Origin of the sequence: Halomonas borealis (assembly GCF_004798905.1) — a bacterium.
GTDB lineage: Bacteria > Pseudomonadota > Gammaproteobacteria > Pseudomonadales > Halomonadaceae > Halomonas > Halomonas borealis.
In genome coordinates, this window is the sequence record NZ_SDMO01000002.1 from 235,490 (window position 1) to 261,561 (window position 26,072).

The window sequence follows — 26,072 nt, forward strand, 5'->3', positions numbered from 1 at the left end:
ACTCGATGACGCGCAAACAACGCGCCCTGGGACGCGGGCTGGATGCCCTGATCGGTGCCGGTGCCCGTCACCGCGAAAGCCTGGATCTCCCCGGGGGAGAAGAGACGTCGCAGGTGGATGAGGCCAACGACGCCGAGCCGTCGGCGCCCGCCGGCGATGAGCGCCTGGAGCGCCTGCCGCTGGGCCAGCTCTCCCGCGGCAAGTATCAGCCGCGCCGCGATATCCAGCCCGAGGCCCTCGAGGAGCTGGCCGACTCGATCCGTGCCCAGGGCGTGATGCAGCCGATCGTGGTGCGTCCGGCCGGCGAGGCACGCTACGAGATCATCGCCGGCGAGCGTCGCTGGCGGGCCGCCCAGCTTGCCGAGCTGGACGTGATCCCGGCCGTCATCCGCGAGGTCACCGACGAGGTCGCGCTGGCCCTGGCGCTGATCGAGAACATCCAGCGTGAGAACCTCAACCCCATCGAGGAGGCGCTGGCGCTCAAGCGGCTGCTCGACGAGTTCGAACTCACCCAGCAGCAGGCCGCCGATGCGGTGGGACGCTCGCGGGCCCAGGTGGCCAACCTGCTGCGCCTGCTGGCGCTGGACCCCGAGGTCCAGACCCTGCTCGAACGTGGCGATCTCGACATGGGCCATGCCCGGGCACTGTTGGCGCTGTCTGGCCCCAAGCAGCGCCAGGCCGCCCACGAGGTGGTCAACAAGGACCTCACCGTGCGTGCCACCGAGGCGCTGGTGAAACGACTCGCGGAAGGGCAGCCGGCCAAGGCCGAGGCGCCGCCCCAGGCCCCCGATGTGGCGCGCCTGGAATCACGCCTGGCCGACCTTCTGGGGGCGCCGGTGAACATCCAGCACGGGCGTGGTGGCAAGGGGCGAGTGACCATTCGCTACGCCAGCCTCGACGAACTGGATGGCATCCTCGAGCACATCAAGTAAACGGCGGGGACCAAGTTAGGTTGCTAAACGGTTTGGCGAAACTTATCGACTTTTCGTCATAAGCTGGCTCGATTTCGCGCGATATCGGGTCGTGATCGGTTGAAGGCATCGAGGGGGTTCCCTATAATCCCGCCGGGCCCGTCGTTGGGAAGCCGCGAACGGCGGGTCGAAAAGTCACGGGAGGCTGAACGTCGACCCGAATGTCGACTAGAGTGCACGGAGGCCTCCATGGCAGCCAGGTACAGGCGCCCGATCTTCGGATGGTTGATGGTCGCGCAGATGATGATTCTGGGTGCGCTGTCCGGTCTGGGGTGGCTCCTGGGCAACCTGGGAGACGCGGTCTCGAGCCTGCTAGGCGGCGGTGTCGCGCTCATCGCCAATGGCTACTTCGCCTGGCGAATGTTTCGCCACCGTGGCGGCCGGCAGGCGCGCCGGATGGTGATCGGCCTGTATCGTGCGGAAGCAGGCAAGTTTGGTTTGACGGTGGCTCTGTTTGCGACGGTCTTCATCGCAGTGCCCCCCTCAAATCATGCTTTATTCTTTGGCGTTTATGTGGTGATGCTGTTCGTTCACTGGCTGGCCGCCTGGCTGGGCACGCGACCATTACCCCACTGAAATCGAGGCAGCTCATGGCAGGCAATAACCCGACTCCTGTGGAGTATATCCAGCACCATCTGCAAAATCTGACATATGGCTACCACCCCGAGAACGGCTGGTCCATCGCGCACTCCGCTGCCGAGGCCCAGGACATGGGGTTCTGGGCCATTCACCTGGATACCATGGGCTGGTCGCTGGCCATGGGGGTGTTGTTCATCTGGCTGTTTCGCATGGTCGGCAAGGCGGCGACCACCGGCGTGCCCGGCAAGCTGCAGAACGCCGTCGAGATGATCTTCGAGTTCATCGAGTCGACGGTGAATGGCGCGTTCAACGGCAAGAACCCCCTGGTTGCCCCGATCGCCCTGACGCTGTTCGTGTGGATCTTCCTGATGAACCTGCTCAAGCTGGTGCCGGTCGATTTCGCGCCCGCCCTGTTTGCCCGCTTCGGGGTCGAGTACATGAAGCTCGTGCCGACCACCGACGTCAACGCGACCCTGGGCATGGCATTGGGCGTGTTCTGTCTGATCATCTACTACAGCATCAAGGTCAAGGGCCTCGGTGGCTTCGCCAAGGAGCTGTCGCTGACTCCCTTCAACCATTGGCTGCTGATCCCCTTCAACCTGGTGATGGAAATCATCGGCCTGCTCGTCAAGCCGCTCAGCCTTGGCCTGCGTCTCTTCGGTAACATGTTTGCCGGCGAGGTGATCTTCATCCTGATCGCCCTGCTGCCGTTCTGGGTGTCTTGGACCCTCAACGTCCCTTGGGCCATCTTCCACATCCTGATCATCACCTTGCAGGCGTTCATCTTCACCGTGCTGACGGTGGTCTACCTGAACGCTGCTCACGAGCATCACTGAATCGCGTAATATCCGATAAACCCTTGAAACTTAACTTCAACTCGTAAGGAGTATCATCATGGAACTCGTCTACATCGCCGCAGCCCTCATGATCGGCCTGGGTGCTCTGGGTACCGGTATCGGCTTCGCCCTGCTGGGCGGCAAACTGCTCGAAACCACCGCGCGTCAGCCGGAGCTGGGCAACCAGCTGCAGACCAAGACCTTCCTGATGGCGGGCCTGCTGGACGCCGTGCCGATGATCGGCGTGGGTATCGCGATGTACCTGATCTTCGTTGTCGCCGGCTAACGATTGGCATACCGAGCGTACTGCGCTCGGTTTGCTTGTTTCCGGTCGCCACGAATCTGTCAGAGGTACGCCCCTGTGAATATCAACATGACGCTTATCGGGCAGATGATCGCGTTCGCGATTTTCGTCTGGTTTTGCACAAAGTACGTGTGGCCGCCGATCAGCAATGCGCTCCATGAGCGCCAGAAGAAGATTGCCGACGGCCTCGACGCTGCCAGCCGTGCTTCTCGTGACCTCGAACTGGCCGAACAACAGGCCAACGAGACCCTGCGTGAAAGCAAGGAGCAAGCGGCCGAAATCCTGGAGCAGGCTCACAAGCGGTCCACTCAGATGATCGACGAGGCGCGCGACCAGGCACGCCAGGAAGGCGAGCGCATGATCGCTCAGGCCAAGTCCGAGATCGATCAAGAAGTGAACCGCGCGAAGGAAGAGTTGCGCGGCCAGGTCTCGCGGCTCGCCATCGTCGGCGCGGAGCGGGTCCTGGAAGCCTCCATCGACGAGAAGCAGCACGGCAAGCTCGTTGACCAACTTGCCGAAGAGCTTTGAGGAGGAGGTGACCCATGGCGGAACTGTCTACCGTCGCTCGCCCCTACGCCAAGGCGGCCTTCGAACACGCCGTCGGACGTAAGGCGCTCGAGGACTGGGCCGGCATGCTTACCACCGTGGCGCATGTCGTCGAAGACGACGACATGCGCCGTCGAGTGCTGGGCAATCCGCGACTCTCCAGCGCACAGAAAGTGGATGCGATCGTCGAGATCTGCGGCGATGCCGTCGATGACGATATGCGCAACTTCCTGAGCCTGGTCGGCCAGCGAGGCCGCCTGACGGCCCTGCCGGTCATCGTCGAGCAATTCGCGCTGCTCAAGGCCCAGGAGGAGAAGCGCATGGACGTCGATATCGTCTCTGCCTTCCCGCTGGACGAAGCGCAGCAGGACAAGCTCGCGAGCGCGCTGGCCAAGCGTCTGAACCGCGAAATCTCCATTACCACTCAGGTGGATTCCACCCTCCTGGGCGGCGTGATCCTGCGTGCCGGCGACACCGTCATCGACGGTTCGGTACGTGGTCGACTCAACCGCCTCCACGAGGCCCTTTCCGCCTGAGTCTGAGGGACATGGCATGCAGCAACTGAATCCTTCCGAGATCAGCGACATCATCAAGCAGCGTATCGAGAAGCTGGATGTCGCGACCGAAGCCCGTAACCAGGGCACCATCGTCAGCGTGTCTGACGGTATCGTGCAGATCCACGGCCTCACCGACGCGATGTTCGGCGAGATGCTCGAGTTCCCCGGCGGTGTCTACGGCATGACGCTGAACCTCGAGCGCGACAGCGTCGGCGCCGTGGTGCTGGGCGACTACCTGCAGCTCGAAGAGGGCATGACCGCCCAGTGCACCGGGCGCATCCTCGAGGTGCCGGTGGGCCCCGAGCTGTGCGGCCGCGTGGTCGATGCCCTGGGTAACCCGATCGATGGCAAGGGCGACCTTGGCACCGATCAGACCGACGCGGTAGAGAAGGTCGCCCCGGGTGTCATCACCCGTGAGCCCGTCGACCAGCCGATCCAGACCGGTTTCAAGGCCATCGATGCCATGGTGCCGGTCGGTCGTGGCCAGCGTGAGCTGATCATCGGCGACCGCCAGATCGGCAAGACCGCGATCGCCGTCGATGCGATCATCAACCAGAAGGGCACCGGCGTCACCTGTGTCTACGTGGCCATCGGTCAGAAGCAGTCGACCATCGCCAACATGGTGCGCAAGCTCGAAGAGCATGGCGCCATGGAGCACACCATCGTGGTCGCCGCCGGCGCCGCCGATCCGGCCCCGATGCAGTTCCTGGCGGCCTACGCCGGTTGCACCATGGGCGAGTACTTCCGCGACCGCGGTGAAGACGCCATGATCGTCTATGACGATCTCTCCAAGCAGGCCGTGGCCTATCGTCAGGTCTCCCTGCTGCTGCGTCGTCCGCCGGGCCGCGAAGCCTTCCCGGGTGACGTCTTCTACCTCCACTCCCGCCTGCTCGAGCGTGCCGCTCGCGTGAACGCCGACTACGTCGAGAAGTTCACCAATGGCGAAGTGAAGGGCAAGACCGGCTCGCTGACCGCGCTGCCGATCATCGAGACCCAGGGGGGCGACGTCTCGGCGTTCGTGCCGACCAACGTGATCTCGATCACCGATGGCCAGATCTTCCTCGAGACCGATCTGTTCAACGCGGGTGTCCGTCCGGCCATCAATGCCGGCCTCTCGGTGTCGCGTGTCGGTGGCTCCGCCCAGTCCAAGATCATCAAGAAGCTCGGCGGCAGCGTGCGTCTGGCACTGGCCCAGTACCGTGAGCTGGCGGCCTTCGCCCAGTTCGCTTCCGATCTGGATGCGGCCACTCGCAAGCAGCTGGAGCACGGTCAGCGCGTCACCGAGCTGATGAAGCAGGCTCAGTATGCGCCGATGTCCGTGGCCGAGATGGCCGTTTCCCTGTATGCCGCCAACGAGGGCTACTTGGAAGAGGTCGAGGTCAGCAAGGTGCTGGACTTCGAGCGTGCCCTGCAGGACTACATGAAGGCCGAGCATGCCGAGCTGCTCGACCAGATCAATGAGTCCGGCGCCTACAGCGACGAGATCAAGAGCGGCCTCAAGGCCGGTCTCGATAAGTTCAAGGCCACTCAGAGCTGGTGACCCCTGACGGCCCGTTTCCTTCGGGGAGCGGGCCCTGGAGCTTTCTGAGGGCCACGAACGGAGTAGATCGCTATGGCAGCTGCAAAAGAGATACGCACCAAGATCGGCAGCATCAAGAACACGCAGAAGATCACCAGTGCCATGGAGATGGTCGCTGCGTCGAAGATGCGCAAGGCGCAGGACCGGATGAAGGCCAGCCAGCCCTACGCCCAGCAGATCCGCAAGGTGGTCGGCCATGTCGCCGATGCCAACCCCGAGTACACCCATCCGTGGATGCTCGAGCGTGAGGTCAAGCGGGTCGGCTACATCGTGGTGTCCAGTGACCGCGGGCTGTGCGGTGGCCTGAACGTCAACATGTTCAAGGCCGTCGTCAAGGATGCCCAGGCCTGGCGCGACAGTGGCGCGGAGCTCAACTTCTGCGCCCTGGGCAGCAAGGCCACCACCTTCTTCCGCAAGTACGGCGGTAGCCTGGTCGCGGCCAGGAGCGGCCTGGGTGAAGCGCCGCAAGCCGATGACCTGATCGGCAGCGTGAAGGTGATGCTGGACGCCTATGACGAGGGCAAGCTGGATCGTCTGTACGTGGTGTACAACGAATTCGTCAACACCATGACGCAGAAGCCGGTGGTTCGCCAACTGCTGCCGCTGTCGGCCGATATGGGTGCCGAACAAGCGCAGAACGAAGAACACAAGCGTCCCGGAAGCTGGGACTACCTGTATGAGCCGGATGCCAAGGAGCTGCTGGACAGCTTGCTCGTGCGTTTCGTCGAGGCGCAGGTCTATCAGGCGGTAGTCGAGAACGTGGCCTGCGAACAGGCCGCGCGGATGATCGCCATGAAGAGCGCTACCGACAATGCCGGCAATCTGATCGACGACCTGGAGCTGGTGTACAACAAGGCCCGTCAGGCGGCCATTACCCAGGAAATCTCCGAGATCGTCGGTGGCGCCGCCGCCGTATAACGCCGAGGAAGGGCGATCCCTTCCGGCAACCGGGTTTCATTTGCAGGTATTTGAGAGGAACCAAGATGAGCGGACGTATCGTACAAATCATCGGCGCGGTGATTGACGTAGAGTTTCCGCGGGACGATGTTCCCAAGGTCTACGACGCGCTGAACGTCTCGGAAGCCGAGACCGTTCTCGAAGTTCAGCAGCAGCTGGGCGACGGCGTGGTGCGTACCATCGCCATGGGCTCCACCGAGGGGCTCAAGCGTGGCATGGATGTCACCAACACCCAGGCCGCCATCTCCGTGCCGGTCGGCAAGGAGACCCTGGGTCGTATCATGAACGTGCTCGGCGAGCCCATCGACGAGGCGGGCGAGATCGGCGAAGAAGAGCGCATGCCGATCCACCGCAAGGCACCGGGCTACGCCGACCAGGCCGCCACCAGCGAGCTGCTGGAGACCGGCATCAAGGTCATCGACCTGGTGTGCCCGTTCGCCAAGGGCGGCAAGGTCGGCCTGTTCGGCGGCGCCGGCGTCGGCAAGACCGTCAACATGATGGAGCTGATCCGTAACATCGCCACCGAGCACAGCGGTTATTCCGTGTTCGCCGGTGTCGGCGAGCGGACCCGTGAGGGTAACGACTTCTATCATGAGATGACCGAATCCAACGTCATCGACAAGGTGTCGCTGGTCTACGGTCAGATGAACGAGCCGCCCGGGAACCGCCTGCGCGTGGCCCTGACCGGCCTGACCATCGCCGAGAAGTTCCGCGATGAAGGCCGCGACGTGCTGTTGTTCGTCGACAATATCTACCGCTACACCCTGGCCGGTACCGAGGTGTCTGCACTGCTGGGCCGCATGCCGTCCGCGGTGGGCTATCAGCCGACCCTGGCCGAAGAGATGGGCGTCCTGCAGGAGCGCATCACCTCCACCAAGGACGGCTCCATCACCTCCGTGCAGGCCGTCTACGTGCCCGCGGATGACCTGACCGACCCGTCTCCGGCCACCACCTTCTCGCACCTCGATGCCACCGTGGTACTGGCGCGCTCGATCGCCGAGCTGGGTATCTACCCGGCCATCGATCCGCTGGATTCCACCTCGCGTCAGCTGGATCCGCTGGTCGTCGGCGAGGAGCACTACAAGACCGCCCGCGGCGTTCAGGGCGTGCTGCAGCGCTACAAGGAACTCAAGGACATCATCGCCATCCTGGGCATGGATGAGCTGTCCGACGAGGACAAGCTGGCCGTCAACCGGGCGCGTAAGATCCAGCGCTTCCTGTCGCAGCCGTTCTTCGTCGCCGAGGTCTTCACCGGTGCGCCCGGCAAGTACGTGTCGCTGAAGGAGACCATCCGTGGTTTCCAGGGCATCCTGGACGGCGAATACGACGAGCTGCCCGAGCAGGCCTTCTACATGGTCGGCACCATCGACGAGGCCGTCGAGAAAGCCAACCAGATGAAGTAATCCCTCCACCTGGGAGACGTCATCATGACGAAAACCTTCAAGTGCGAGATCGTCAGCGCCGCGGCCTCGATCTTCTCCGGCGAAGCCGAGCAGATCGTGGCGGCCGGTCGCGAGGGGGATCTCGGGGTGCTGGCGGGGCACACGCCGCTGCTCACCGAACTGGCCCCCGGCCCGGTGCGCATCGTGCGTGGCGGAGGTGAAGAGGATCACTTCTATGTCTCGGGCGGCTTCCTCGAGGTGCAGCCCGAGGTCGTGACCGTGCTCGCCGACACCGCCGTGCGTGCCGATGACCTGGACGAGGCCGCCGCCGAGGAGGCTCGCCAGCAGGCCCTCAAGGCCATGCAGGATAAGTCCGCCGAGCTGGATTACAGCCGCGCCACGGCCGAACTGGCCGAGGCCGCGGCCCAGCTGCGGACCATCCAGCAGTTGCGTCGCAAGGTAGGCCGCAGCAGCTAGGCCGATGCTTCGCTCGCGCGATGAAAACGCCCCCCGACGCTGTCGGGGGGCGTTTTTTTGTGAGCCCCGTGACGCCAAGGAGCGACAGCTGACGCCTTCCCTGCCCTGTGCGATCATGGCGCCTCAGACCGGGTGGCGCTTGCGTTCGCGCCGGCACAGCAAGGACCAGGATCATGCCACTCAGCGATGCCCTGAATCGTCATAAGGAAGCCCTGCTCGCCGCCCTCGAGGTGGACGATCGTTCGTCCCTGGCTGCCCGCTTGCCCGAGCTGCGCTCCGCGGATATCGCCGAGATCCTTCAGGACCTGCTCGAAGGCGGCCAGACGCTGCGAGCCCGAGCCCTGTTGGACGGTCTGCCGATTGAGCGACGCGCGAACGTCATCGGGTATCTGTACGGCGAGGAGCAGCTGGCGATCGCCGCGGGCATGAGCGATGACCGCCTGCAGGCGGTACTCGAGGAGATGGGCGGTGACGAGCGGACGGACCTGTTCAAGGCGCTCGATGACGATCGGCGTGAGACGCTGCTACGGCGCATGGCTCACCGGGAGCGCGAGGAGCTCAAGCGCCTGGCGAGCTACGCGGAGGGCACCGCCGGCGCGTTGATGACCGCCGACTATGTGGCGATTCCCGCCGGGATGACGGTCTCGCGAGCGATGATGCGGGTCCGCCAGACCGCCCCCGATGCCGAGACGGTCTATCAGCTCTACGTGGTCGATCTCGAGGGCCGCCTGGCCGGTACCCTGTCGCTTCGCCAGCTGATGGTGGCGCGGCCCGGGGCCCGGGTCGACGACATGATGATTCATGGTGTCATCCATGCCGCGGTGGAGACGCCTCAGGAGGAGGTGGCGCGGATCGTGGCCCGCTACGATCTGCTGGCGCTGCCGGTGGTCGACGAGGCACGCCGCCTGGTGGGGATCGTCACCCACGATGACGCCCTGGACGTGATGGAGTCCGAGGCCACCGAGGATATCCACAAGGGGATGTCGATCGGCGCCCTGGAGGGCGGTGTCAGCCGCGTGCCGTTATGGAGCCTGTATCGCAAGCGCGTCACCTGGTTGGTGTTGCTGGTGTTCGGCAACCTGCTATCGGGGGCCGGGATCGCCCACTACGAGGCCATCATCTCGGCCCAGGTGGCACTGGTGTTCTTCCTGCCGCTGCTGATCGGTAGCGGCGGCAACGCCGGCGCCCAGGCCGCCACCCTGACGGTACGCGGCATGGCCACCGGCGATGTCGGGGTTCGCGACTGGAGCAAGCTGTTCGGTCGCGAGCTGTTGGTCGCCGGCGCACTGGGGGTGACCATGGCGCTCGCCGTGGCGCCGATCGGGGTGTTCCGCGGCGGCGAGGCGGTGGCCATGGTGGTGGCGATCAGCATGATCGCCATCGTGCTGTTCGGCAGCCTGCTGGGGATGTGCCTGCCCTTCGTGCTCGATCGCCTGGGCTGGGACCCGGCCACCGCCTCGGCGCCGCTGGTGACCACCCTGATCGATGCCAGCGGGGTGCTGATCTACTTCGGCATCGCGAGCCTGGTGTTGTGACGGAACGGATCACCCCGGCCAGGGTCTGTTGTCCTTTGATCCGCACCGATAATCCTTCATTCCGCTGACCGAGATCGCTTCCATGGATTGGCTACAGATCATTGTGCTCTCCCTCGTGCAGGGGGTGACCGAATTCCTGCCGGTGTCCAGCTCCGCGCATCTTATTCTGGTGCCGGTACTCTCCGACTGGCCCGACCAGGGGCTGGCATTCGACGTGGCCCTGCATCTGGGTAGCCTGTTGGCGGTGGTGCTCTACTTTCGCCATGAGCTCGTGAGCATGACGGCCAGCTGGGGGCGCAGCGTCACCGGTCGGGGCACCGATGACGATGCTCGGCTGGCCTGGTGGGTGATCCTGGCGACCATACCGGTCGGGCTGGCGGGGCTCGCCTTCGCCGATACCATCTCGCAGGTGATGCGCTCACCGTTGGTGCTGGCCGGAGGCCTGATCGTCTTCGGGGTGGTGCTCGGCGTGGCCGACTGGCGCCATCGCGGCACGCGCAGTGAGTATCGCTTGAGCGGGCGTGATGCCCTGTGGATCGGCCTGGCTCAGGTGCTGGCGCTGATTCCCGGCACCTCGCGCTCGGGCATCACCATGACCGCGGCGCTGATGCTGGGCCTGTCCCGGGAGGCGGCGGCGCGTTTCTCCTTCTTGCTGTCGATCCCGGTGATCGTGCTGGCCGGTGGCCTCGAGGCCCTGGAGCTGACGAAGGCCTCGACGCCGGTGGCCTGGAGCGACCTGGCGGCGGGTACCGTGTTGTCGGGTATCAGCGCCTATCTGTGCATCCACTTCTTCCTCGCCTTCATCCGTCGCATCGGCATGCAGCCCTTCGTGCTCTATCGGCTGTTGCTGGGGGTGGCCCTGATCTGGCTATTCGGCTGAGGACACACGGATTTATTGCTGCGCTCGACGACCCACATATCCGTGGGAAGTGCGTCGGTTCGCCGGGAGCGAACCTAGCGATCCTGGCTGCCGGCGCCGCTCGCGTTCTTCATGCAGCAGGCTACATTCCAGGCGCTGCGCTCCGGCGGCAACCAGCCTCTCTTCGCTCGCGACATAAATCAGCGCAACCTTTTCGTTCATTTGTGGGAGTTTCCATGTCACTGCCTCGCTGTCGCTTCGCCTTCCTGATGCTTGCGCTAGTCGCCCTGATGGCCGGCTGCTCGGAGCGGACCCTGGAGACGCCGGTCACCTTGAAGGGCGACATCTTCGGCACCTTCTATCAGGTCGAGATCGCCGATCCGATCACCGCATCACGCCGCGATGAGCTGGAGGAGGGCATCCTCGACGAACTCGAGCGGGTCGATGCCTCGATGTCCACCTATCGTGACGATGCCGAGCTGGTGGCCTTCGACCATGCGCCGCTGGATGAATGGCAGACGCTCTCGGCGCCGTTGATCGAGGTGCTGTCGATCGCCCGCCAGGTCGGCGAGGCCAGCGGTGGGGCCTTCGATGTCACCGTGGGCGGGCTGGTCAACCTGTGGAGCTTCGGCCCCGAGGCGCGCCCCCGGGAGGTACCCGAAGACGACCTGATCGAGGCACGACTCGCCGAGGTCGGCATGGAGACCCTCGAACTGGATGCTCCACAACGCCGGGCGCGGCGCCTGAAGGATGTCTTCGTCGACCTCTCCGGCGTGGCCAAGGGCTATGCCACCGACCGGGTGGCGGCCTACCTGGCCGAACAAGGCATCGACGATGTCTTGGTCAATCTTGGTGGCGAGCTGAAGGTCGCCGGGCATCGCGATGGTGAGGCCGAGCCATGGCGCATCGGCGTCGAGATCCCCCGCGACGGCCGCCCCCAGGCCAAGTACGTTCTGCCGCTGGAGGGTGGCTCGGTGGCCACCTCCGGCGATTATCGCAATTACTTCGAGGCGGACGGGAAGCGCTACTCGCACACCATCGATCCGCGCACCGGCCGGCCGATCGAACACCGCCTGGCCTCGGTGACGATGGTGGATGTCTCCAATACCCGCGCCGATGCCTGGGCCACGGCCATGTCGGTACTCGGCGAAGACGAGGGCATGAAGCTGGCCGTCGAGCATGACCTGGCGGTGCTGATGCTGGTACGCAACGTGGCCGGGGATGGCTGGATCAGCCAGGCGAGCCCGGCCTTCGCGGCGCGCTTCGGTCACCACAAGCTCGCGGAGATGGGCATCGAGATCGTCGATGAAACGGCCGTCGGCGTGGCAGGCGAGGCCCCCTAAGCACTAGAATGGCCCGATTCAACGATTGATCGACAAGGAGTCACGATGAGTCTCGACGTGGTGATACTGGCGGCCGGTCAAGGGACCCGGATGCGTTCGACCCTGCCCAAGGTATTGCATCGCCTGGCCGGCAGGCCCCTGGTGCGCCATGTGATCGACACCGCCGCCGGCCTCGAGGCCGAACGGACCCACGTGGTGGTCGGCCACGGTGCCGAACGCGTGCGCGAGGCGCTGGCCGACTGCTCGCTGCGTTTCGCCCGTCAGACCGAGCAGAAGGGCACCGGCCATGCCGTGGCCCAGACCCTGGAAAACCTCGGTGACGGCAAGGTACTGGTGCTCTACGGCGACGTGCCGCTGACCCGTCTCGAGACCCTGCGCGACCTGCTCGCGCGGGTCGACGAGCAGCACCTGGGCCTGCTCACCGTGACCCTCGACGACCCCACCGGCTATGGCCGGATCCTGCGTGACGAGGCCGGCGAGGCGGTGGCCATCGTCGAGCACAAGGATGCCTCCGAGGACGAGCGCCGGGTGCGCGAGTGCAATACCGGCATCATGGCCCTGACTGCGGCCCAGCTGCGCCGCTGGCTGCCACGGCTGTCCGCCGACAACGCCCAGGGCGAGTATTATCTGACCGATGTCATCGCCATGGCCGCCGCCGAGGGGGTGAAAATCGCTACCGCCCAGCCGGCGCAGGCGCTGGAGGTCGAGGGCGTCAACAATCGTGCCCAGATGGCGCGCCTGGAGCGCGCCCACCAGCATGACATCGCCGAGTCGTTGATGACCGCCGGGGTGGCGCTGGCCGATCCCGGGCGCCTCGATGTACGCGGTACCCTGAGCTGCGGCCACGATGTCGAGATCGATGTGGGCTGTGTGTTCGAGGGCGATGTTGTGTTGGGCGAGGGTGTGCGTGTCGGCCCCTACTGTGTGATCCGCGATAGCCATGTCGGTGCCGCGACGCTGATCGAGCCGCACAGTGTGCTCGAAGGCGCGGTGATGGCCGGGAGCAACCACATCGGTCCCTTCGCGCGCCTGCGTCCCGGCTCGCGTCTGGCGGTGAAGGCCAAGGTCGGCAATTTCGTCGAGACCAAGAATGCCGAGGTGGGTGAAGGCAGCAAGATCAATCACCTGAGTTACGTGGGTGACGCCCGCCTGGGTCGCGGCGTCAACGTGGGGGCCGGTACCATCACCTGCAACTACGACGGCGCCAACAAGCACCGCACCGAGATCGCCGACGACGCCTTCATCGGCTCGAATACCGCCCTGGTGGCACCGCTGCGCATCGGCCGCGGCGCCACCGTGGGCGCCGGCTCCACGCTGAGCCGCGACGTGGCGGATGACACCCTGGCGGTGAGTCGCGGACGCCTGATCAGCAAGGACGACTGGCAACGGCCGGTCAAGCAAGACGACCTCTGAGGAGCGAACCATGTGTGGCATCGTCGGCGCCGTCGCCCAGCGCAACGTGCAGGGTATCCTGCTGGAAGGGCTCAAACGGTTGGAGTATCGCGGCTATGATTCCTCGGGCATGGCCGTGTTGGAACACGACGGTCGGCTCGCCCGTCGTCGCGCCTTGGGCAAGGTGGTGGCCCTGGAGGACCAGCTCGCGGCTTCGCCCCTGGCCGGCCACAGCGGCATCGCCCACACCCGCTGGGCGACCCACGGGCGGCCCAGCGAGGAGAACGCTCATCCGCATCGGTCCGGCGAGCGTCTGGCGCTGGTGCACAACGGCATCATCGAGAATCACGAGGCGCTGCGGGCCGAGCTCGAGGCCGAGGGCTATGCCTTCACGTCCGAGACCGATACTGAGGTGATGGCGCATCTGATCGCCCGCGAGGCCGAGCAAGGCGACCCTCTGGGTGCCGTGCAGCGCGTGCTGGCACGGCTCGATGGCGCCTATGCGCTGGGCGTGGTCCACGCCGATGCACCCGGCGTGGTGATCGGCGCCCGTCAGGGCAGCCCGCTGGTGGTCGGTGTGGGCATCGAGGAGGCCTTCCTGGCTTCCGACCCGCTGGCGCTGCTGCAGGTCACCGACCGCTTCATCTACCTGGAAGAGGGCGACGTGGTACGCCTCTCCGGTGGTGGCAAGGTGGAGGTCTTCGACGCCGATGGCACGCCGGTCGAGCGCCCGGTGCAGACCTTCGAACACGGCGATGGGGCCGCCAGCAAGGGTGACTATCGTCACTTCATGCTCAAGGAAATCCATGAGCAGCCGGCGGTGATCGCCGCGGCCCTCGAAGGGCGGCTCGGCGATCGCGGGGTGCTGGTGGAGAGCTTCGGCCCCGAGGCCGAGGCGCTGTTCGGCGAGGTGCGCCAGATCCATCTGGTGGCCTGTGGCACCAGCTATCACGCCGGGATGGTGGCGCGCTATTGGCTGGAGCGCTACGCCGGGGTACCGGTACAGGTCGAGGTGGCCTCGGAGTTCCGCTATCGCCGGGTGGTGGTGCCCGAGGGGACGCTGTTCGTGACGCTATCCCAGTCCGGTGAGACCGCCGATACCCTGGCGGCACTGCGCTTCGCCAAGCGGCTGGGATACCTGGGTAGCCTGGCGATCTGCAACGTGCCGGGAAGCTCGCTAGTGCGTGAGTCGGACCTGACGCTGATGACCCACGCCGGCCCCGAGATCGGCGTGGCCTCGACCAAGGCCTTCACTACCCAGCTGACGGCGCTGATGCTGCTGACCCTGGCGATGGGACGCGTGCGCGGGCAGGACGCCGACGAACAGGCGGCGCTGGTCGAGGCGTTGCGCCGCCTGCCGAGCCAGGTGGCCGAGGTGCTGGCGCTGGACCCGGCCGTCGAGGCGCTGTCTGCGGCCTTCGCCGAGAAGCATCATGCGCTCTTCCTGGGCCGTGGCCCCCATTTCCCGGTGGCGCTCGAGGGCGCGCTGAAGCTCAAGGAAATCTCCTACATCCACGCCGAGGCCTATCCGGCCGGCGAGCTCAAGCACGGCCCGCTGGCGCTGGTCGACGGCGAGATGCCGGTGATCGCGGTGGCGCCCAACGATGCGCTGCTCGACAAGCTCAAGTCCAACCTCCAGGAGGTTCGGGCCCGGGGCGGCGAGTTGTTCGTGTTCGCCGACGAGAGTGTGGCGCTCGAAGACGGCGAGGGCATTCGTGTGCTGCGGCTGCCCCATGTCGAGGAGGCCCTGGCGCCGATCCTCTATACCGTGCCGTTGCAGCTGCTCTCCTATCATGTCGCCGTGCTCAAGGGTACCGACGTCGATCAGCCTCGCAACCTCGCGAAGTCCGTGACCGTGGAGTGAGGCGCAGGCCCCAGGTTATTGATGTGTGGAGAAAAAACCTGAATTCAGGCAATAAGCGAAGCACCTGCGGTATCCAGGCCTCCTGAGTATTCCCCCAGAAACACCTGCGCCGGTGTCCGATAGCCAAGCCGTTTTCGGGGGCGGTCATTCAGCTTCATGACCACTTTGCGCAGCTTGGCATCTGAACCGTACCGGGATTCCCGGAGGCTCCAAACCTTGAGAGGATGGAGCCATGGAACACTTCCAAGCGATATGCCCCTGAGGTTCGCCAGCGGGCGGTCCGCATGGTCTTTGAACACGAGGCCGACTACCCCTCGCAGTGGGCGGCCATCGGCGCCATTGCCCCCAAGATCGGCTGCACACCGGAGACGCTGCGTAGCTGGGTCCGTCAGGCCGAACGCGATGCGGGACGTCGGGAGGGCGCGACCACTTCGGAGTGGGAGCGGATCAAGGCCCTGGAGCGTGAAAACCGGGAGTTGATGCAGGCCAATGAGATTCTGCGTAAGGCGTCCGCCTATTTTGCCCAGGCGGAGCTCGACCGCCGCGGCAAATGATGATCGAGTTCATCGATGATCACCGGGAGTCGTACGGGGTCGAGCCGATCTGCCGTATCCTGCCGATCGCCCCGTCGACCTACTACGAGCACAAGATCCGTGACGCCCAGCCTGATCGCGCACCACCCCGCATCCAGCGTGATCGCTGGTTGAGCGCCGAGATCCAGCACGTCTGGGACGAGAACTTCGGTGTCTATGGCATCCGCAAGGTCTGGCGCCAATTGCATCGAGAAGCGATCCCCACCGCTCGCTGCACCGTTGAGCGTCTGATGCGTCGGATGGGGCTGCGAGGCGTGGTGAGAGGCAAGTCGGTCCGTACGACCGTGCCAGAGCCCAACAAGGCCTCTCCGTCGGACCTGGTGCGACGGCAGTTTCAGTCGGCTCAGCCGAATGCGCTGTGGGTGTCGGACTTCACCTATGTCGCGACCTGGCAGGGTTTCGTGTAGGTCGCCTTCGTCATCGATGCCTTTGCCCGCCGGATCATCGGCTGGCGAGTCTCCCGCTCTCCCCGCACCGACATAGTGCTGGATGCGCTGGAACAGGCGCTTCATGAACGGCCTCAGCGACTTGGCGGCGACTTGATCCACCATAGCGATAGGGGCGTGCAATATGTCTCGATTCGAGACAAAGAGCGCTTAGAGGGCGCCGGCATCGCCCCGTCTGTCGGGAGTGTCGGCGACTCATACGACAACGCTCTGGCTGAGACGGTGATCGGGTTGTTCAAGACGGAGGTGATCCGCCGAAGCGGGCCATGGCGACACCTGGAAGCCGTTGAGTTCGCCACTCTGGAGTGGGGCGACGGGTTCAACCATCGACGACTCCTGGAGCCGATCGGCAACATGCCGCCGGCCGAGCGAGAAGCGCTGTATTATGAGCAACAGGGTCAGGCCAAGAAGGTGGCCTGACTCAAACCAACGGGTCTCCGAGAAAACCGGTACGGTTCAATCGTATGGCGAGCGAGTTCCCGCGACACGGAGCTTGGTACACGACCCAGATGATGGGCGATGGCCCGGATCGAATGCGTGGCTCGCATCCTCATGATGTCGGCTCGGTCTTCAGCAGAAAGATGGCGATAGCAGTGGCTCATGGCAACACCGTACCTGATGGGTCACGTGTTGCACTTGCTCGTTGAGACCGCTACCGCCAACCCAGGATAGCAAAACTTATCGCTCAGGAGCTTTAGTATTTGACAATGCTATACCGGTGGGATCAGAAGACTTTTTATTATCAACTTCGTGAGCAATAGCATTTCCATCAAGACTGAACGCTATACGAGCAAGAGAAACTGCTCCAATTCCTACAATAATCATTCCAAGAAAGCCACCAAGGGTAGAAATCATCTTCAGTCCATCGAGCCCCCCGGTACTAGTCAGCGTCAGTGAGATCACCGAAATAATGCCACCCCATAACAACTTGATATAATATGGTGAGGAGTTAACTTCACTATTGTTGCTTTTTGCAGCACAAATTCCGGAGATGGCATCTACGGCCGAATCTGCAGCAGTGACATAAGAAACTATCGACAAGCACAGGAATACAGCCATCAAGACTTTCGCTCCAGGTAACTGCTCAAGCATTGCCCAAATAACATCACCGGCCCCTTCTTGAGCCAACACTTGGCTGAGTGACTGCGTGGCCATCTCGACATGGATCGACAAACCGCCGAATACTGAGGACCAAACAATAACGAAGCAAGATGGTAAAAGAAAATTGAACACCAAAAACTCTCTGACAGTGTAGCCCCGTGCGATCTTTCCCAAGAATATAGCGGTGATGGGCGCCCAAGCGAACCAGTTGGCCCAAAAGAACAGTGTCCAATCACGAGGCCAGCTATCTTCCAGAACAGTTCCAGTGTCCAGACTAGAAGAAATGAAGTTACTCAGGTAGCTTCCCAAGGCATCCACCCCAGAATTGGCTATGAATGAGCTTGGCCCCATGATGAAAATAACTACTGCCAGCAGAATGAGTGCCCGGGCATTCCAGCTGGATAGAAACGTGATCCCCTTTAACAATCCGGAAGCAGCTGAAATAGCTGCCCCTGCCATGACGACGACACAAAGCATGCCGACCATGGTTGACGTAACATTAATATCAAATAAGCGCTGGATTCCACCACCCAGCATCATGGCTCCTAGCCCTAGCGAAGCCACTATACCAGCCACCAGGGAAATAAGAGCAACCGCATCAACCAACTGACGTACTACAGGTGTCATTTTTAATGGTAAGCCCGCACTCATGGCTGATGATATGCTAAAAGGCATTTTCATATTATAATGAGCAATAGCAAAAATAAGCGCAGGAATCGCGTAGATAGCGTAGGTAGTAAAAGACCAATGCATGAATAGCGAGGACAAGCCAAAAAGTGCGCTTTTGTTGGACATGGCCTCGACACCTGATGACGGTGGTGGCGTCATAATAAAGAAAATTGGCTCGGCCGCAGCGAAGAACAGCAATCCAATTGCAATCGAGCTACAAAGGGTAATAGAGCACCATTTCCAACGAGTCAAAAGGGGCTTGGCTGACTCACCGCCTATACGCAACTTTGCAAGCGGTGATAAAAAAATCAAGAATGCCATAATGACAAGAACAAATGCAGTTAATGCGTAAAGCCATCCGAAGTTGGTGATCAACCATTCATGTATAGCCTCTGTGAAAGACAGTAGAAGACCGTCACCAAAAACCGCCATCCCGGTAAGTGTGCCCAACACGAGCAAAGAGGGGTAAAAAGTTAAATGTCGTAGATTTTGATGCATACGCTTCTCCTCACCACAAGCTCAAAAGCCTAGTCAGCCAAAAAAAATCAGCTGATCGGCAATTCAAGCATGTTGGTTAATTATCATGGTTTTAACTTATCGTTTTTATATAAAAACCAAAATCCAGCCACTTTTTGGAAAGTGCGGGAAACAAAATGTTAGGGTGCAAGGGCGTTAAGCAATGCCCATGCTATAATGCATTTGAATCATAGCGTCGCTCATTTCGGCATCAGCCGACTTTCATAACCATAAACAGATAGGCGCTCAACCCCAGAGTCTTTTATCAACACCTGCTCTTCAAGCTTGACACCTTCCCCACCGTCTTTGTGTCCGATGAACGCCTCTACGCAGATCGTCATGCCCGGCTTGAAAACACCATTATCGCCCACTTCTTCCCAATCCATTAGATGCCTGATTATGGGATACTCTCCCGCCATTCCATTGCCATGAGCTAAAGCAAGGTAACGATGTGGGACATATTCCTCGGGGATGGGCCATGCCTTTTCAGAAAACTCGCGAAAACCAACACCGGTACCAAGCAGCGCGATATTGTGTTCCAGCATCTCGTGGGCATAACCATACAGCTTCTTCTGCTCGAGAGTAGGATCAACATCACCACACAAGAAGGTTCTGGAAAAATCGGTGTAATAGCCAAAGCAACCGATTGCATCGGTATCCAGTGCGACCAGCTCTCCAGCCTTGATGGGTTTATTACTCGCTTCCTGAAACCATGGATTGGTATGACTTCCCGAATTGAAGAGCCGGGTCTCCAGGTACTCGCCCCCTTCCTCGATTAGTTTCTGATGCATTCTTGACCAGACCTCATTCTCGGAGCGCCCCGGTTCGAGATATGCTTCCATCTCCCTGACAGCGGCTTCGGTACAACGGACAGAAGCTCGTATCAACTCCAATTCATTATCCGTTTTGATGCAACGAGCCTGATCAAGCGGCGGCGTCGCATCCATGACACATAATCCAGCTTTCTCGAGCAGCGGGACCATTTCGGCCGTGGGCCGGTCGATGGCCAGCCGGTGATTGCCACCTGCATGCTGCTTCATCAGACCAGCCATGTCGTTGACGAAGTCCTGCAGATGCCCTTGATACTTGGAGGTGGTATACAGTGGATGTAGGGCATGGGACGGGCGTACTTCATGGACGGTATCCAGTCCCCGGGATAAATGCTCACAGCCATAATATTCGAAAAGAATGACAGGACCTTCCGCTGGCACGAAGACATAGCGTCCCGGGTTACGCCCTGTGTTGATTTGCATGTTTCTCGAACCACAGGCATAACGCAAATTGATAGAATCGAAGAGCACGGCCGCACCGATTTCGTGAGCTTTCAAAGCATCACGGAAGCGTTGAAGCCGCTCTCGCGCCGCCGCATGAGCTACCTCTTCTGTCGGCATGGTCAAAGCGTTACCTATCATCCGTATTTCTCTCTTGGTTGGCTTGGTAATTAGGCGGATTCAGCCTAGCGGTGATCACGCTGCTCATCGGCATCGATATGCTCCTGCATGCAGCGCCCATAGGCCTGCCGAGTGCTCTCGGCTGTACCAATATAGCCCGGCCCTTCCGAGTAACCGAATATTGCAGTATGGCGATCACCCTGTCCTTCGCGCACACGGTGCAGAGAATACTGCCCCTTGAAGAGCTGAAGGTCGCCGACATTCAGTTCCAGTTCCCTGACAAGGGAGCGGTCACCGTCGAGCACTGAATGAACATCTTGGTAATTTTCCTCATGGGGCGTCCGGATGCCCGGACAGTACTCGAAAATACCGCCTGATTCCGGCCGGACCGTCATCAAGGTGACGATGAATTCATTCGCATCGAAATGCCATGGCAGGCTGGTATCACTCGGCATGACATTTACCACTAGGCCTCTCATCGGGTCAGCAAACTTGAAGAGTTTCTCCTTTCCGAAGCAGTCGGCAAGAAATTGCATGAAGGAAGGACTGCTATACAGCTGTTGAATGAGCGTGCTTTCCGGAATCAGGTCGCGGGTCACGAAACCATTGGTTGCCTGCTGTAGATTCCGGCGAGGGTGATCTTCAGGAAAGCTATCATCAGATGAGACATATGGCGTCATCGTCGTGCTTTTTACTTGCACCTCAGGAGCCAGCTCAAGACTTTCGTTTCGCAGATGCTCTTTCAGCTGATGACGGATGAACCCCGTAAGCCGGGCGCAACCCGTTCCAGCTAAGCCGGCACGGGCATTTTCAACTGCCTTTATGTAGCCAGGGGATCCCCGGCTTAGTAGCGGATAATGTTCAAGGTCAATGAGGGTTTCAAGGACATGATCGCGCTCGTCGGCCAAGGGTTCGACCTTTGCCATGACTCTCTCCTATTGCGGATAGCTATGTACTAACGCAATGGTAAAGACAGGTTTCATGGAAATAAAATTGATATTTAAGGCATTAACTGACAGAATTTCTAATATGTTTATTGAACGTCACCATATCCGTCTTCTCCTCGATCTCGCTCGACTGGGCTCCTTGTCCCGGGCTGCCGGGGCTCAGAACATCACTCAATCCGCAGCCAGCCAACGTCTGCATGAAGCGGAACGCCGCCTGGGGATTGCTCTGACCAGCAAGCAAGGACGTTCCCTCACGCTGACGGAAGCTGGGCAACACCTGGTCGCCAAGGCGCAAAAGGCCGAGCACATCTTGGTGACGGCCGAGTCCGAGGCGCTCTGGATTGCTCGCGCCAGCGGCCGGCGGTTACGGCTGATTCTGACTGTTTTTGATCGCTTCGACTTCCTGCCACAGCTGGTCAGCATGCTATCCACGCAAGATATCACCCTCTCCATTCTGAGAAATGATGTTGACCAGGCAGGCACCCTGTTATCAGATGGTTTTGCGGATCTGCTGCTCACCCCGGCTCCGATGGCGCCGTTGGGCTTTTCCTCTTATACGTTGTTTCGAGACCAGCTGGTGGGAGTATGTGCGCCAGATCACCCCTTGGCGAACCACCACATCCTACAGCCCAAAACCTTCATCCCCGAGCGGTACCTTACCTACAGCGACCAGCCGGGCTCGGGCTTTGAATATGAACAGTTTTTCCAGCCCGCCGGGGTGATGCCTGGCCGAGTGGAGCGCATCGAGTCAGTGGCCATGCTGACCGATGTCGTGGCATCCGGTCATGGCGTTTCAATTCTGCCTGCGCTTGCCACCCGAGCCGATGCTGATGCCGGTCGAATCGTGAGCCGTCCCTTATCGGAATCGACGCGTCTTGAGTGGAGCCTCATTTATCGACCTGGTATTGACGAGATCATTACCGCCATGAAGCTGGTAGACATTTTCAGGGAATGCTTTCAAAAACAATAGGTTATTTAGGATTTTAGGGTTTGAATCCGCCTGGCCGGGCCATTCTTGCGATACACTAAGAGTCGGCCCCTCTGATCGCAGAATGAATTGAGATATGCCTTTGTAACAAAATGATGGCGTTTTGTTTGTTGTATCGGCATTCCTCTCTACTCTCGTATTCAAGTAATCGGAACTTTTTAAGACCATTTCCTGTTTTTAGCGCATTCGGCCAAAATCTTACTTTCCACTATTTGGATGCTTGATATCTCTGGGTTCATAGAATAACCGCAGCACTTTGGACCACACGGTCGAGGCAGGAGGGCCAGCGCCGGTACCCTTCTCGGCTCACCGACCAAAGTGAAGCAGAGCATGGGATACCGACAGCTGACCCAGACCCAGCGATACCAGATCCACGCCTGTTATGACTTGGGCATAAGCCAGCGCCAGATCGGCAGAGAGCTGGGCCTCCACAGCAGCACGATCAGCCGTGAGCTTCGCCGCAACGCCGCCGCCAAGTGGACGAAGCACCTGCCGAGCGTGATGGCCGCCGTTGGTGTCAGTCATCAATGGATCTACTCCTTGATCTGGGATGGCAAGGCACGGGGTGGTGATCTCTGACGGCATCTCGGTCAGCCCAAACGTCGCAGTAAGCACCGTGCACAGGCCAAGAGCGCCGGGCTGGGCAAGATCCCGAACCGAGTCGGGATCGAGCACCGCCCGGATGAGGTCGATGACCGGCGCTTCATCGGTTACTGGGAGGGCGGCACCGTGATACAGGGCCACAAGCAATCGGGCCTGGTCACGCTGGTCAAGCGTCGCAGTGGCTATCTACTGGCGGCACGACTGCCCAAGATCTCGGCCGAGCTGACGCAAGCGGCCATGATCCGCCTGTGGAAGCCGCGTCGGGGAGCGGTTCGGACCATCACGCCGGACAATGGCTCGGAATTCGCCGGCCACGAAGCTGTGGCCAAGGCGGTGGCAGCGGCGATGTACTTCTGTGATCCCTACTGCTCTGGGCAGCGTGGGACCAACGAGAACACGAATGGCCTGATACGGCAGTACTTCCCCAAGGGAACGGATTTCCGCCAGGTCACCGATGCCAAGCTGCGCAAAGTGGTCATGAAGTTGAATGACCGCCCCCGAAAATGGCTTGGCTATCGGACACCAGCGCAGGTGTTCTGGGGGAATACTCAGGAGGCCTGGATACCGCAGGTGCTGCGCTTATTGCTTGAAATCAGGACTCCACAGTTGCTCGGGGCCTGGCGAAATGCCCCGGCATTGCTGATATGATTGGTTACGTATTCTTAGTGAGCCGCTGCCGATGAAGAGGAAGTCTGCCGTCACATCGCGGGATGTCGCCGAGCGAGCCGGGGTCTCGCAATCGGCAGTGAGCCGCTGCTTCTCGCCCAAGGCCAGCATCTCGGAGAAGACCAAGGTCAAGGTGCTCAAGGCGGCCAAGGAACTCGGTTACCGCCCCAATAGCATCGCCCGTTCGCTGATCACCCGCTCGTCGCGGACCATCGCCCTGGTGCTCTCGCACCTGGACAACATGTTCTATCCGCTGGTGGTGGAGAAGGCCTCGTTGCGCTTCCAGGCCGAGGACTACCACCTGCTGCTGTTCGTGGTGCCGGAGGAAGGCGACTTCGCCGGGGTCATGGACAGCATCCTGCAGAGCCAGGTCGACGGCATCCTGATGATGTCCGCCTCGCTGACCTCGTCGTTGGCTCACGAATGCGTCGAGACCGGCATTCCGGTGGTGCTGATCAACCGCAATGTGGACTTCGCGGGGATCAGCCAGGTCTACAGCGACAACTACCATGGCGGTTACTGGGTCGGCAGTTACCTGGCCATGGGCGGCCACGAGCGGGTCGCCTACCTGGCGGGGCTCGAGACCTCATCGACCAGCCGCCACCGTTACCAGGGCCTGGTCGATGGCTTGGCCTCGCTGGGCCAGCAGTGCCGGGTAGTCGCCAGGGGCGACTACGACTTCGAACAGGCGAGGGAGGCGACGCTGCAGCTGTTCGCCGAGCCGCCCTATCCCGACGCCATCTTCGCCGCCAGCGACCACATGGCGATCTCCGTGATGGAGACCCTGCGGCACGACCTGGGGCGTCGGGTGCCGGAGGATGTCTCGGTGATCGGCTTCGACGATACCCCGATTGCCGCCTGGCCGAGCTATCGCCTGACCACCGTGCGCCAGCCGGTGGATCGAATGGTGGAAGAGGCCACCACGCTGCTGCTCAAGCAGATTCGCCAGGGCGACTTCAACGCCGAGAACCGGGTACTGCCGGTCACCCCCATCCTGCGCGACAGCGCCCGTCAGCCCGCTCGGGAACTGGCCACCGAGTAACTCCTCCTTTCCCTTCCTAGCGTGTGTGAGTGCGGCATTATTTCCCCAGCGGGTCGGCCGGTACCGTTCCCAGGCGGGCGCTTGGGCGGCGCTAAGCACTCGGTTCTCAGGCCTGCCGCCTTCTTCCATCTTTAGTCGCATGGGCGGAGGCGTTCCATGGCGTGAGTCGTGTATTAACTTTCTGATATGAATAGAGTTTAAAGTTCCAACCTGCTATCTGGTCGGTGAATTTCTGGACTCCATCGCGTTTTGCAAACGTATTCATATCGTGGCATTTTCCCCGTGGGCAATGACTGACAACGACAATGGATATTCCCATGGAAAGTTTCGGGCTACTCAACTGGACGATCCTGATCACCTATCTCATCGGCAACCTGGTGATGGGTTCGCTGCTGAGCAAGAAGGTCAATACTGCCGAGGACTACTATCTGGGTAACAAGACCATCCCCTGGTGGGCCATCGGCCTGTCGGTGATGGCGACCTATGTCAGCGCGATGTCGTTCCTGGGTGGCCCCGCCTGGTCCTATGGCAGCGGGCTCGGCGTGATGATGATCCAGATCAACTACCCGCTGGTGGTGTTCCTGGTGATCACCCTGTTCCTGCCGTTCTTCTACAACAGCGGCGTGGCTTCCATCTACGAGTACCAGGAGCGGCGCTTCGGCAGGAAGGCGCGCGGGGTGATGTCGATCATCTTTATGATGACCCAGACGCTTTCATCGGCGGCGGTGCTCTACGCCACGGCGCTGGTGCTGAGCTTCATCACCGGCGCCGATGTCATCACCGCGATCCTGGTGATCACCCTGATCGCGCTGGTCTATACCCTGATGGGCGGGATCAGCGCGGTGATCTGGACCGACGTGCTGCAGGCGGTGATCCTGCTGGTGGGGGCGGCGATCATCTTCTATGCCTTGCTCGACCACATGCCGGACTCGCTGATGTCGACGCTGAGCGAGCTCAAGGCCGAGGGCAAGATGAACATCCTGGACTTCTCCTTCGATCCCCGGCTCGAGGCCACCGTCTGGTCCGGCGTCGTGGCCATGGTGCTCTATCACGTCACCGTCTATGGCGCCAACCAGATGGTGGTGCAGCGGGCACTCGCCGCCAGGAACATCGGTGACGCCAAGAAGTCCTTCCTGCTCATGGGCTTCGCGGCCTTCTTCATCTACTTCCTGTTCCTGCTGCTGGGGGTGCTGTTCTATAGCTACTACGGTGGCCGCGAGTTCGAGAACAGCAACACCATCGTGCTGCAGTTCGCCGCCGACTATGGGCTGCCGGGCCTGCTGGGCATCGTCGCCGCCGCCGTGGTGGCCGCCTCGATGTCGAGCCTGGACTCGGCGCTCAACTCGCTCGCCACGGTGACCACCCTCGACTTCTACGAGAAGTACTTCAAGAAAGATGCCTCCTCGGCCCATTACCTCAAGGCTTCGCGCTGGTTCACGGTGGGCTGGGCGGTACTGATCATCGTGCCGGCGATCCTGTTCGCCCAGAGCGAAGGCTCGGTGCTGCAGCTGCTGACCAAGGTCGGTTCCTACTTCGTCGGTGCCAAGCTGAGCATGTATGCCCTGGGCTTCTTCTCCCGGCATACCACCGAGCGCGGCCTGCTGATCGGGGTGGCGGCCGGCTTCGTGGCGGTCTGGTATGCCGCTACCCAGACCGAGATCGCCTGGCCCTGGTTCTGCGCCATCGGCGCCGTGGTCAACATGCCGGTCGCCATCATCGCCAGCCTGCTGCTGGATGGCCGCCAGGGCGAGCTTTCGGCCTATACCATCCAGGGCCAGAAGGCGATGTATCGTGACCAGAACCTTCCGGCCAAGGACGGGGGCTGGTACCTGATTCCCGGCAAGGTGGATCGCATCAGCTGGCTGCTGGTGGTGTTCTTCCTGGCCACGCTGGTGTTCTTGTACCTGTTCGCGGCCCTGATCTAGGCAA

21 protein-coding genes, 4 pseudogenes and 1 other annotated feature are annotated in these 26,072 nt (G+C 61.5%); of the genes and pseudogenes, 20 read left to right on the forward strand and 5 right to left on the reverse strand.

Going from position 1 to position 26,072, the window contains the following annotated elements; all coding sequences use genetic code 11:
* Positions 1 to 5: 5 nt before the first annotated feature.
* From ETC07_RS04065 to glmS, 15 genes are all read left to right on the forward strand, one after another.
* A complete protein-coding gene (locus ETC07_RS04065; RefSeq protein ID WP_136247224.1) occupies positions 6 to 932 on the forward strand; it encodes a ParB/RepB/Spo0J family partition protein in 927 nt (308 codons plus the stop codon).
* Positions 933 to 1,160: 228 nt separating this feature from the next.
* Positions 1,161 to 1,547 (forward strand): ATP synthase subunit I, encoded by a 387-nt coding sequence (locus ETC07_RS04070; protein ID WP_136247225.1) that lies wholly within the window; start codon positions 1,161 to 1,163, stop codon positions 1,545 to 1,547.
* Positions 1,548 to 1,561: 14 nt separating this feature from the next.
* Entirely contained in the window at positions 1,562 to 2,386 is an 825-nt protein-coding gene (atpB, locus tag ETC07_RS04075) for a F0F1 ATP synthase subunit A (protein ID WP_136247226.1), read from the forward strand.
* 58 nt (positions 2,387 to 2,444) lie between these two features.
* Complete coding sequence (atpE, locus tag ETC07_RS04080; protein WP_136247227.1) at positions 2,445 to 2,672, forward strand: F0F1 ATP synthase subunit C; 228 nt, start codon at positions 2,445 to 2,447, stop codon at positions 2,670 to 2,672.
* A 75-nt stretch (positions 2,673 to 2,747) separates the two neighbouring features.
* Complete coding sequence (locus ETC07_RS04085) at positions 2,748 to 3,218, forward strand: F0F1 ATP synthase subunit B (RefSeq protein ID WP_136247228.1); 471 nt, start codon at positions 2,748 to 2,750, stop codon at positions 3,216 to 3,218.
* 14 nt (positions 3,219 to 3,232) lie between these two features.
* On the forward strand, positions 3,233 to 3,772 hold the full coding sequence (locus ETC07_RS04090) for a F0F1 ATP synthase subunit delta (RefSeq protein ID WP_136247229.1): 540 nt from the start codon (positions 3,233 to 3,235) through the stop codon (positions 3,770 to 3,772).
* 16 nt (positions 3,773 to 3,788) lie between these two features.
* Positions 3,789 to 5,333, forward strand: coding sequence for a F0F1 ATP synthase subunit alpha (atpA, locus tag ETC07_RS04095; protein ID WP_136247230.1), 1,545 nt, complete (start codon positions 3,789 to 3,791; stop codon positions 5,331 to 5,333).
* Between the two features lie 72 nt (positions 5,334 to 5,405).
* A complete protein-coding gene (atpG, locus tag ETC07_RS04100) occupies positions 5,406 to 6,290 on the forward strand; it encodes a F0F1 ATP synthase subunit gamma (RefSeq protein WP_136247231.1) in 885 nt (294 codons plus the stop codon).
* Positions 6,291 to 6,355: 65 nt separating this feature from the next.
* Positions 6,356 to 7,732, forward strand: a complete 1,377-nt coding sequence (gene atpD / locus ETC07_RS04105; protein WP_136247232.1) for a F0F1 ATP synthase subunit beta — start codon at positions 6,356 to 6,358, stop codon at positions 7,730 to 7,732.
* A gap of 24 nt (positions 7,733 to 7,756) precedes the next feature.
* Entirely contained in the window at positions 7,757 to 8,188 is a 432-nt protein-coding gene (locus ETC07_RS04110) for a F0F1 ATP synthase subunit epsilon (protein ID WP_136247233.1), read from the forward strand.
* 173 nt (positions 8,189 to 8,361) lie between these two features.
* Positions 8,362 to 9,723 (forward strand): magnesium transporter, encoded by a 1,362-nt coding sequence (gene mgtE, locus ETC07_RS04115; RefSeq protein WP_136247234.1) that lies wholly within the window; start codon positions 8,362 to 8,364, stop codon positions 9,721 to 9,723.
* An 82-nt stretch (positions 9,724 to 9,805) separates the two neighbouring features.
* Positions 9,806 to 10,603 carry an undecaprenyl-diphosphate phosphatase gene (locus ETC07_RS04120; RefSeq protein WP_136247235.1) on the forward strand — a complete coding sequence of 266 codons (798 nt, stop codon included), beginning with the start codon at positions 9,806 to 9,808 and terminating at the stop codon, positions 10,601 to 10,603.
* 215 nt (positions 10,604 to 10,818) lie between these two features.
* Complete coding sequence (locus ETC07_RS04125) at positions 10,819 to 11,925, forward strand: FAD:protein FMN transferase (RefSeq protein WP_136247236.1); 1,107 nt, start codon at positions 10,819 to 10,821, stop codon at positions 11,923 to 11,925.
* A gap of 45 nt (positions 11,926 to 11,970) precedes the next feature.
* Complete coding sequence (gene glmU, locus ETC07_RS04130) at positions 11,971 to 13,338, forward strand: bifunctional UDP-N-acetylglucosamine diphosphorylase/glucosamine-1-phosphate N-acetyltransferase GlmU (protein ID WP_136247237.1); 1,368 nt, start codon at positions 11,971 to 11,973, stop codon at positions 13,336 to 13,338.
* Positions 13,339 to 13,348: 10 nt separating this feature from the next.
* Complete coding sequence (gene glmS, locus ETC07_RS04135) at positions 13,349 to 15,181, forward strand: glutamine--fructose-6-phosphate transaminase (isomerizing) (protein ID WP_136247238.1); 1,833 nt, start codon at positions 13,349 to 13,351, stop codon at positions 15,179 to 15,181.
* A 44-nt stretch (positions 15,182 to 15,225) separates the two neighbouring features.
* Here the strand turns inward: glmS and ETC07_RS16505 are convergent.
* Positions 15,226 to 15,366 (reverse strand): annotated as a pseudogene (locus ETC07_RS16505) (IS30 family transposase); the annotation flags it as partial.
* A 39-nt stretch (positions 15,367 to 15,405) separates the two neighbouring features.
* Between ETC07_RS16505 and ETC07_RS04145 the strand changes: the two are divergent.
* A pseudogene (locus ETC07_RS04145) lies at positions 15,406 to 16,640 on the forward strand (IS3 family transposase).
* Positions 15,693 to 15,809, forward strand: a sequence feature (AL1L pseudoknot). It overlaps the preceding pseudogene by 117 nt.
* 32 nt (positions 16,641 to 16,672) lie before the next feature.
* Here the strand turns inward: ETC07_RS04145 and ETC07_RS15855 are convergent.
* From ETC07_RS15855 to ETC07_RS04165, 4 genes and pseudogenes are all read right to left on the reverse strand, one after another.
* A pseudogene (locus ETC07_RS15855) lies at positions 16,673 to 16,822 on the reverse strand (helix-turn-helix domain-containing protein); the annotation flags it as partial.
* 76 nt (positions 16,823 to 16,898) lie between these two features.
* The gene (locus ETC07_RS04155) at positions 16,899 to 18,488 is read right to left on the reverse strand and encodes a BCCT family transporter (protein ID WP_136247239.1); all 1,590 of its coding nucleotides are present in this window, start codon (positions 18,486 to 18,488) and stop codon (positions 16,899 to 16,901) included.
* Between the two features lie 218 nt (positions 18,489 to 18,706).
* Positions 18,707 to 19,918, reverse strand: coding sequence for a M24 family metallopeptidase (locus tag ETC07_RS04160; protein ID WP_205742500.1), 1,212 nt, complete (start codon positions 19,916 to 19,918; stop codon positions 18,707 to 18,709).
* Positions 19,919 to 19,962: 44 nt separating this feature from the next.
* Positions 19,963 to 20,823 (reverse strand): HalD/BesD family halogenase, encoded by an 861-nt coding sequence (locus ETC07_RS04165; protein ID WP_136247240.1) that lies wholly within the window; start codon positions 20,821 to 20,823, stop codon positions 19,963 to 19,965.
* Positions 20,824 to 20,878: 55 nt separating this feature from the next.
* Here ETC07_RS04165 and ETC07_RS04170 point away from each other — a divergent pair, with 55 nt between their 5' ends.
* From ETC07_RS04170 to ETC07_RS04185, 4 genes and pseudogenes are all read left to right on the forward strand, one after another.
* Entirely contained in the window at positions 20,879 to 21,814 is a 936-nt protein-coding gene (locus tag ETC07_RS04170; RefSeq protein WP_168709161.1) for a LysR family transcriptional regulator, read from the forward strand.
* Positions 21,815 to 22,162: 348 nt separating this feature from the next.
* A pseudogene (locus ETC07_RS16510) lies at positions 22,163 to 23,025 on the forward strand (IS30 family transposase).
* 89 nt (positions 23,026 to 23,114) lie between these two features.
* On the forward strand, positions 23,115 to 24,143 hold the full coding sequence (locus ETC07_RS04180) for a LacI family DNA-binding transcriptional regulator (RefSeq protein ID WP_136247242.1): 1,029 nt from the start codon (positions 23,115 to 23,117) through the stop codon (positions 24,141 to 24,143).
* 317 nt (positions 24,144 to 24,460) lie between these two features.
* Complete coding sequence (locus tag ETC07_RS04185) at positions 24,461 to 26,068, forward strand: sodium:solute symporter family transporter (protein ID WP_136247243.1); 1,608 nt, start codon at positions 24,461 to 24,463, stop codon at positions 26,066 to 26,068.
* Positions 26,069 to 26,072 lie beyond the last annotated feature (4 nt).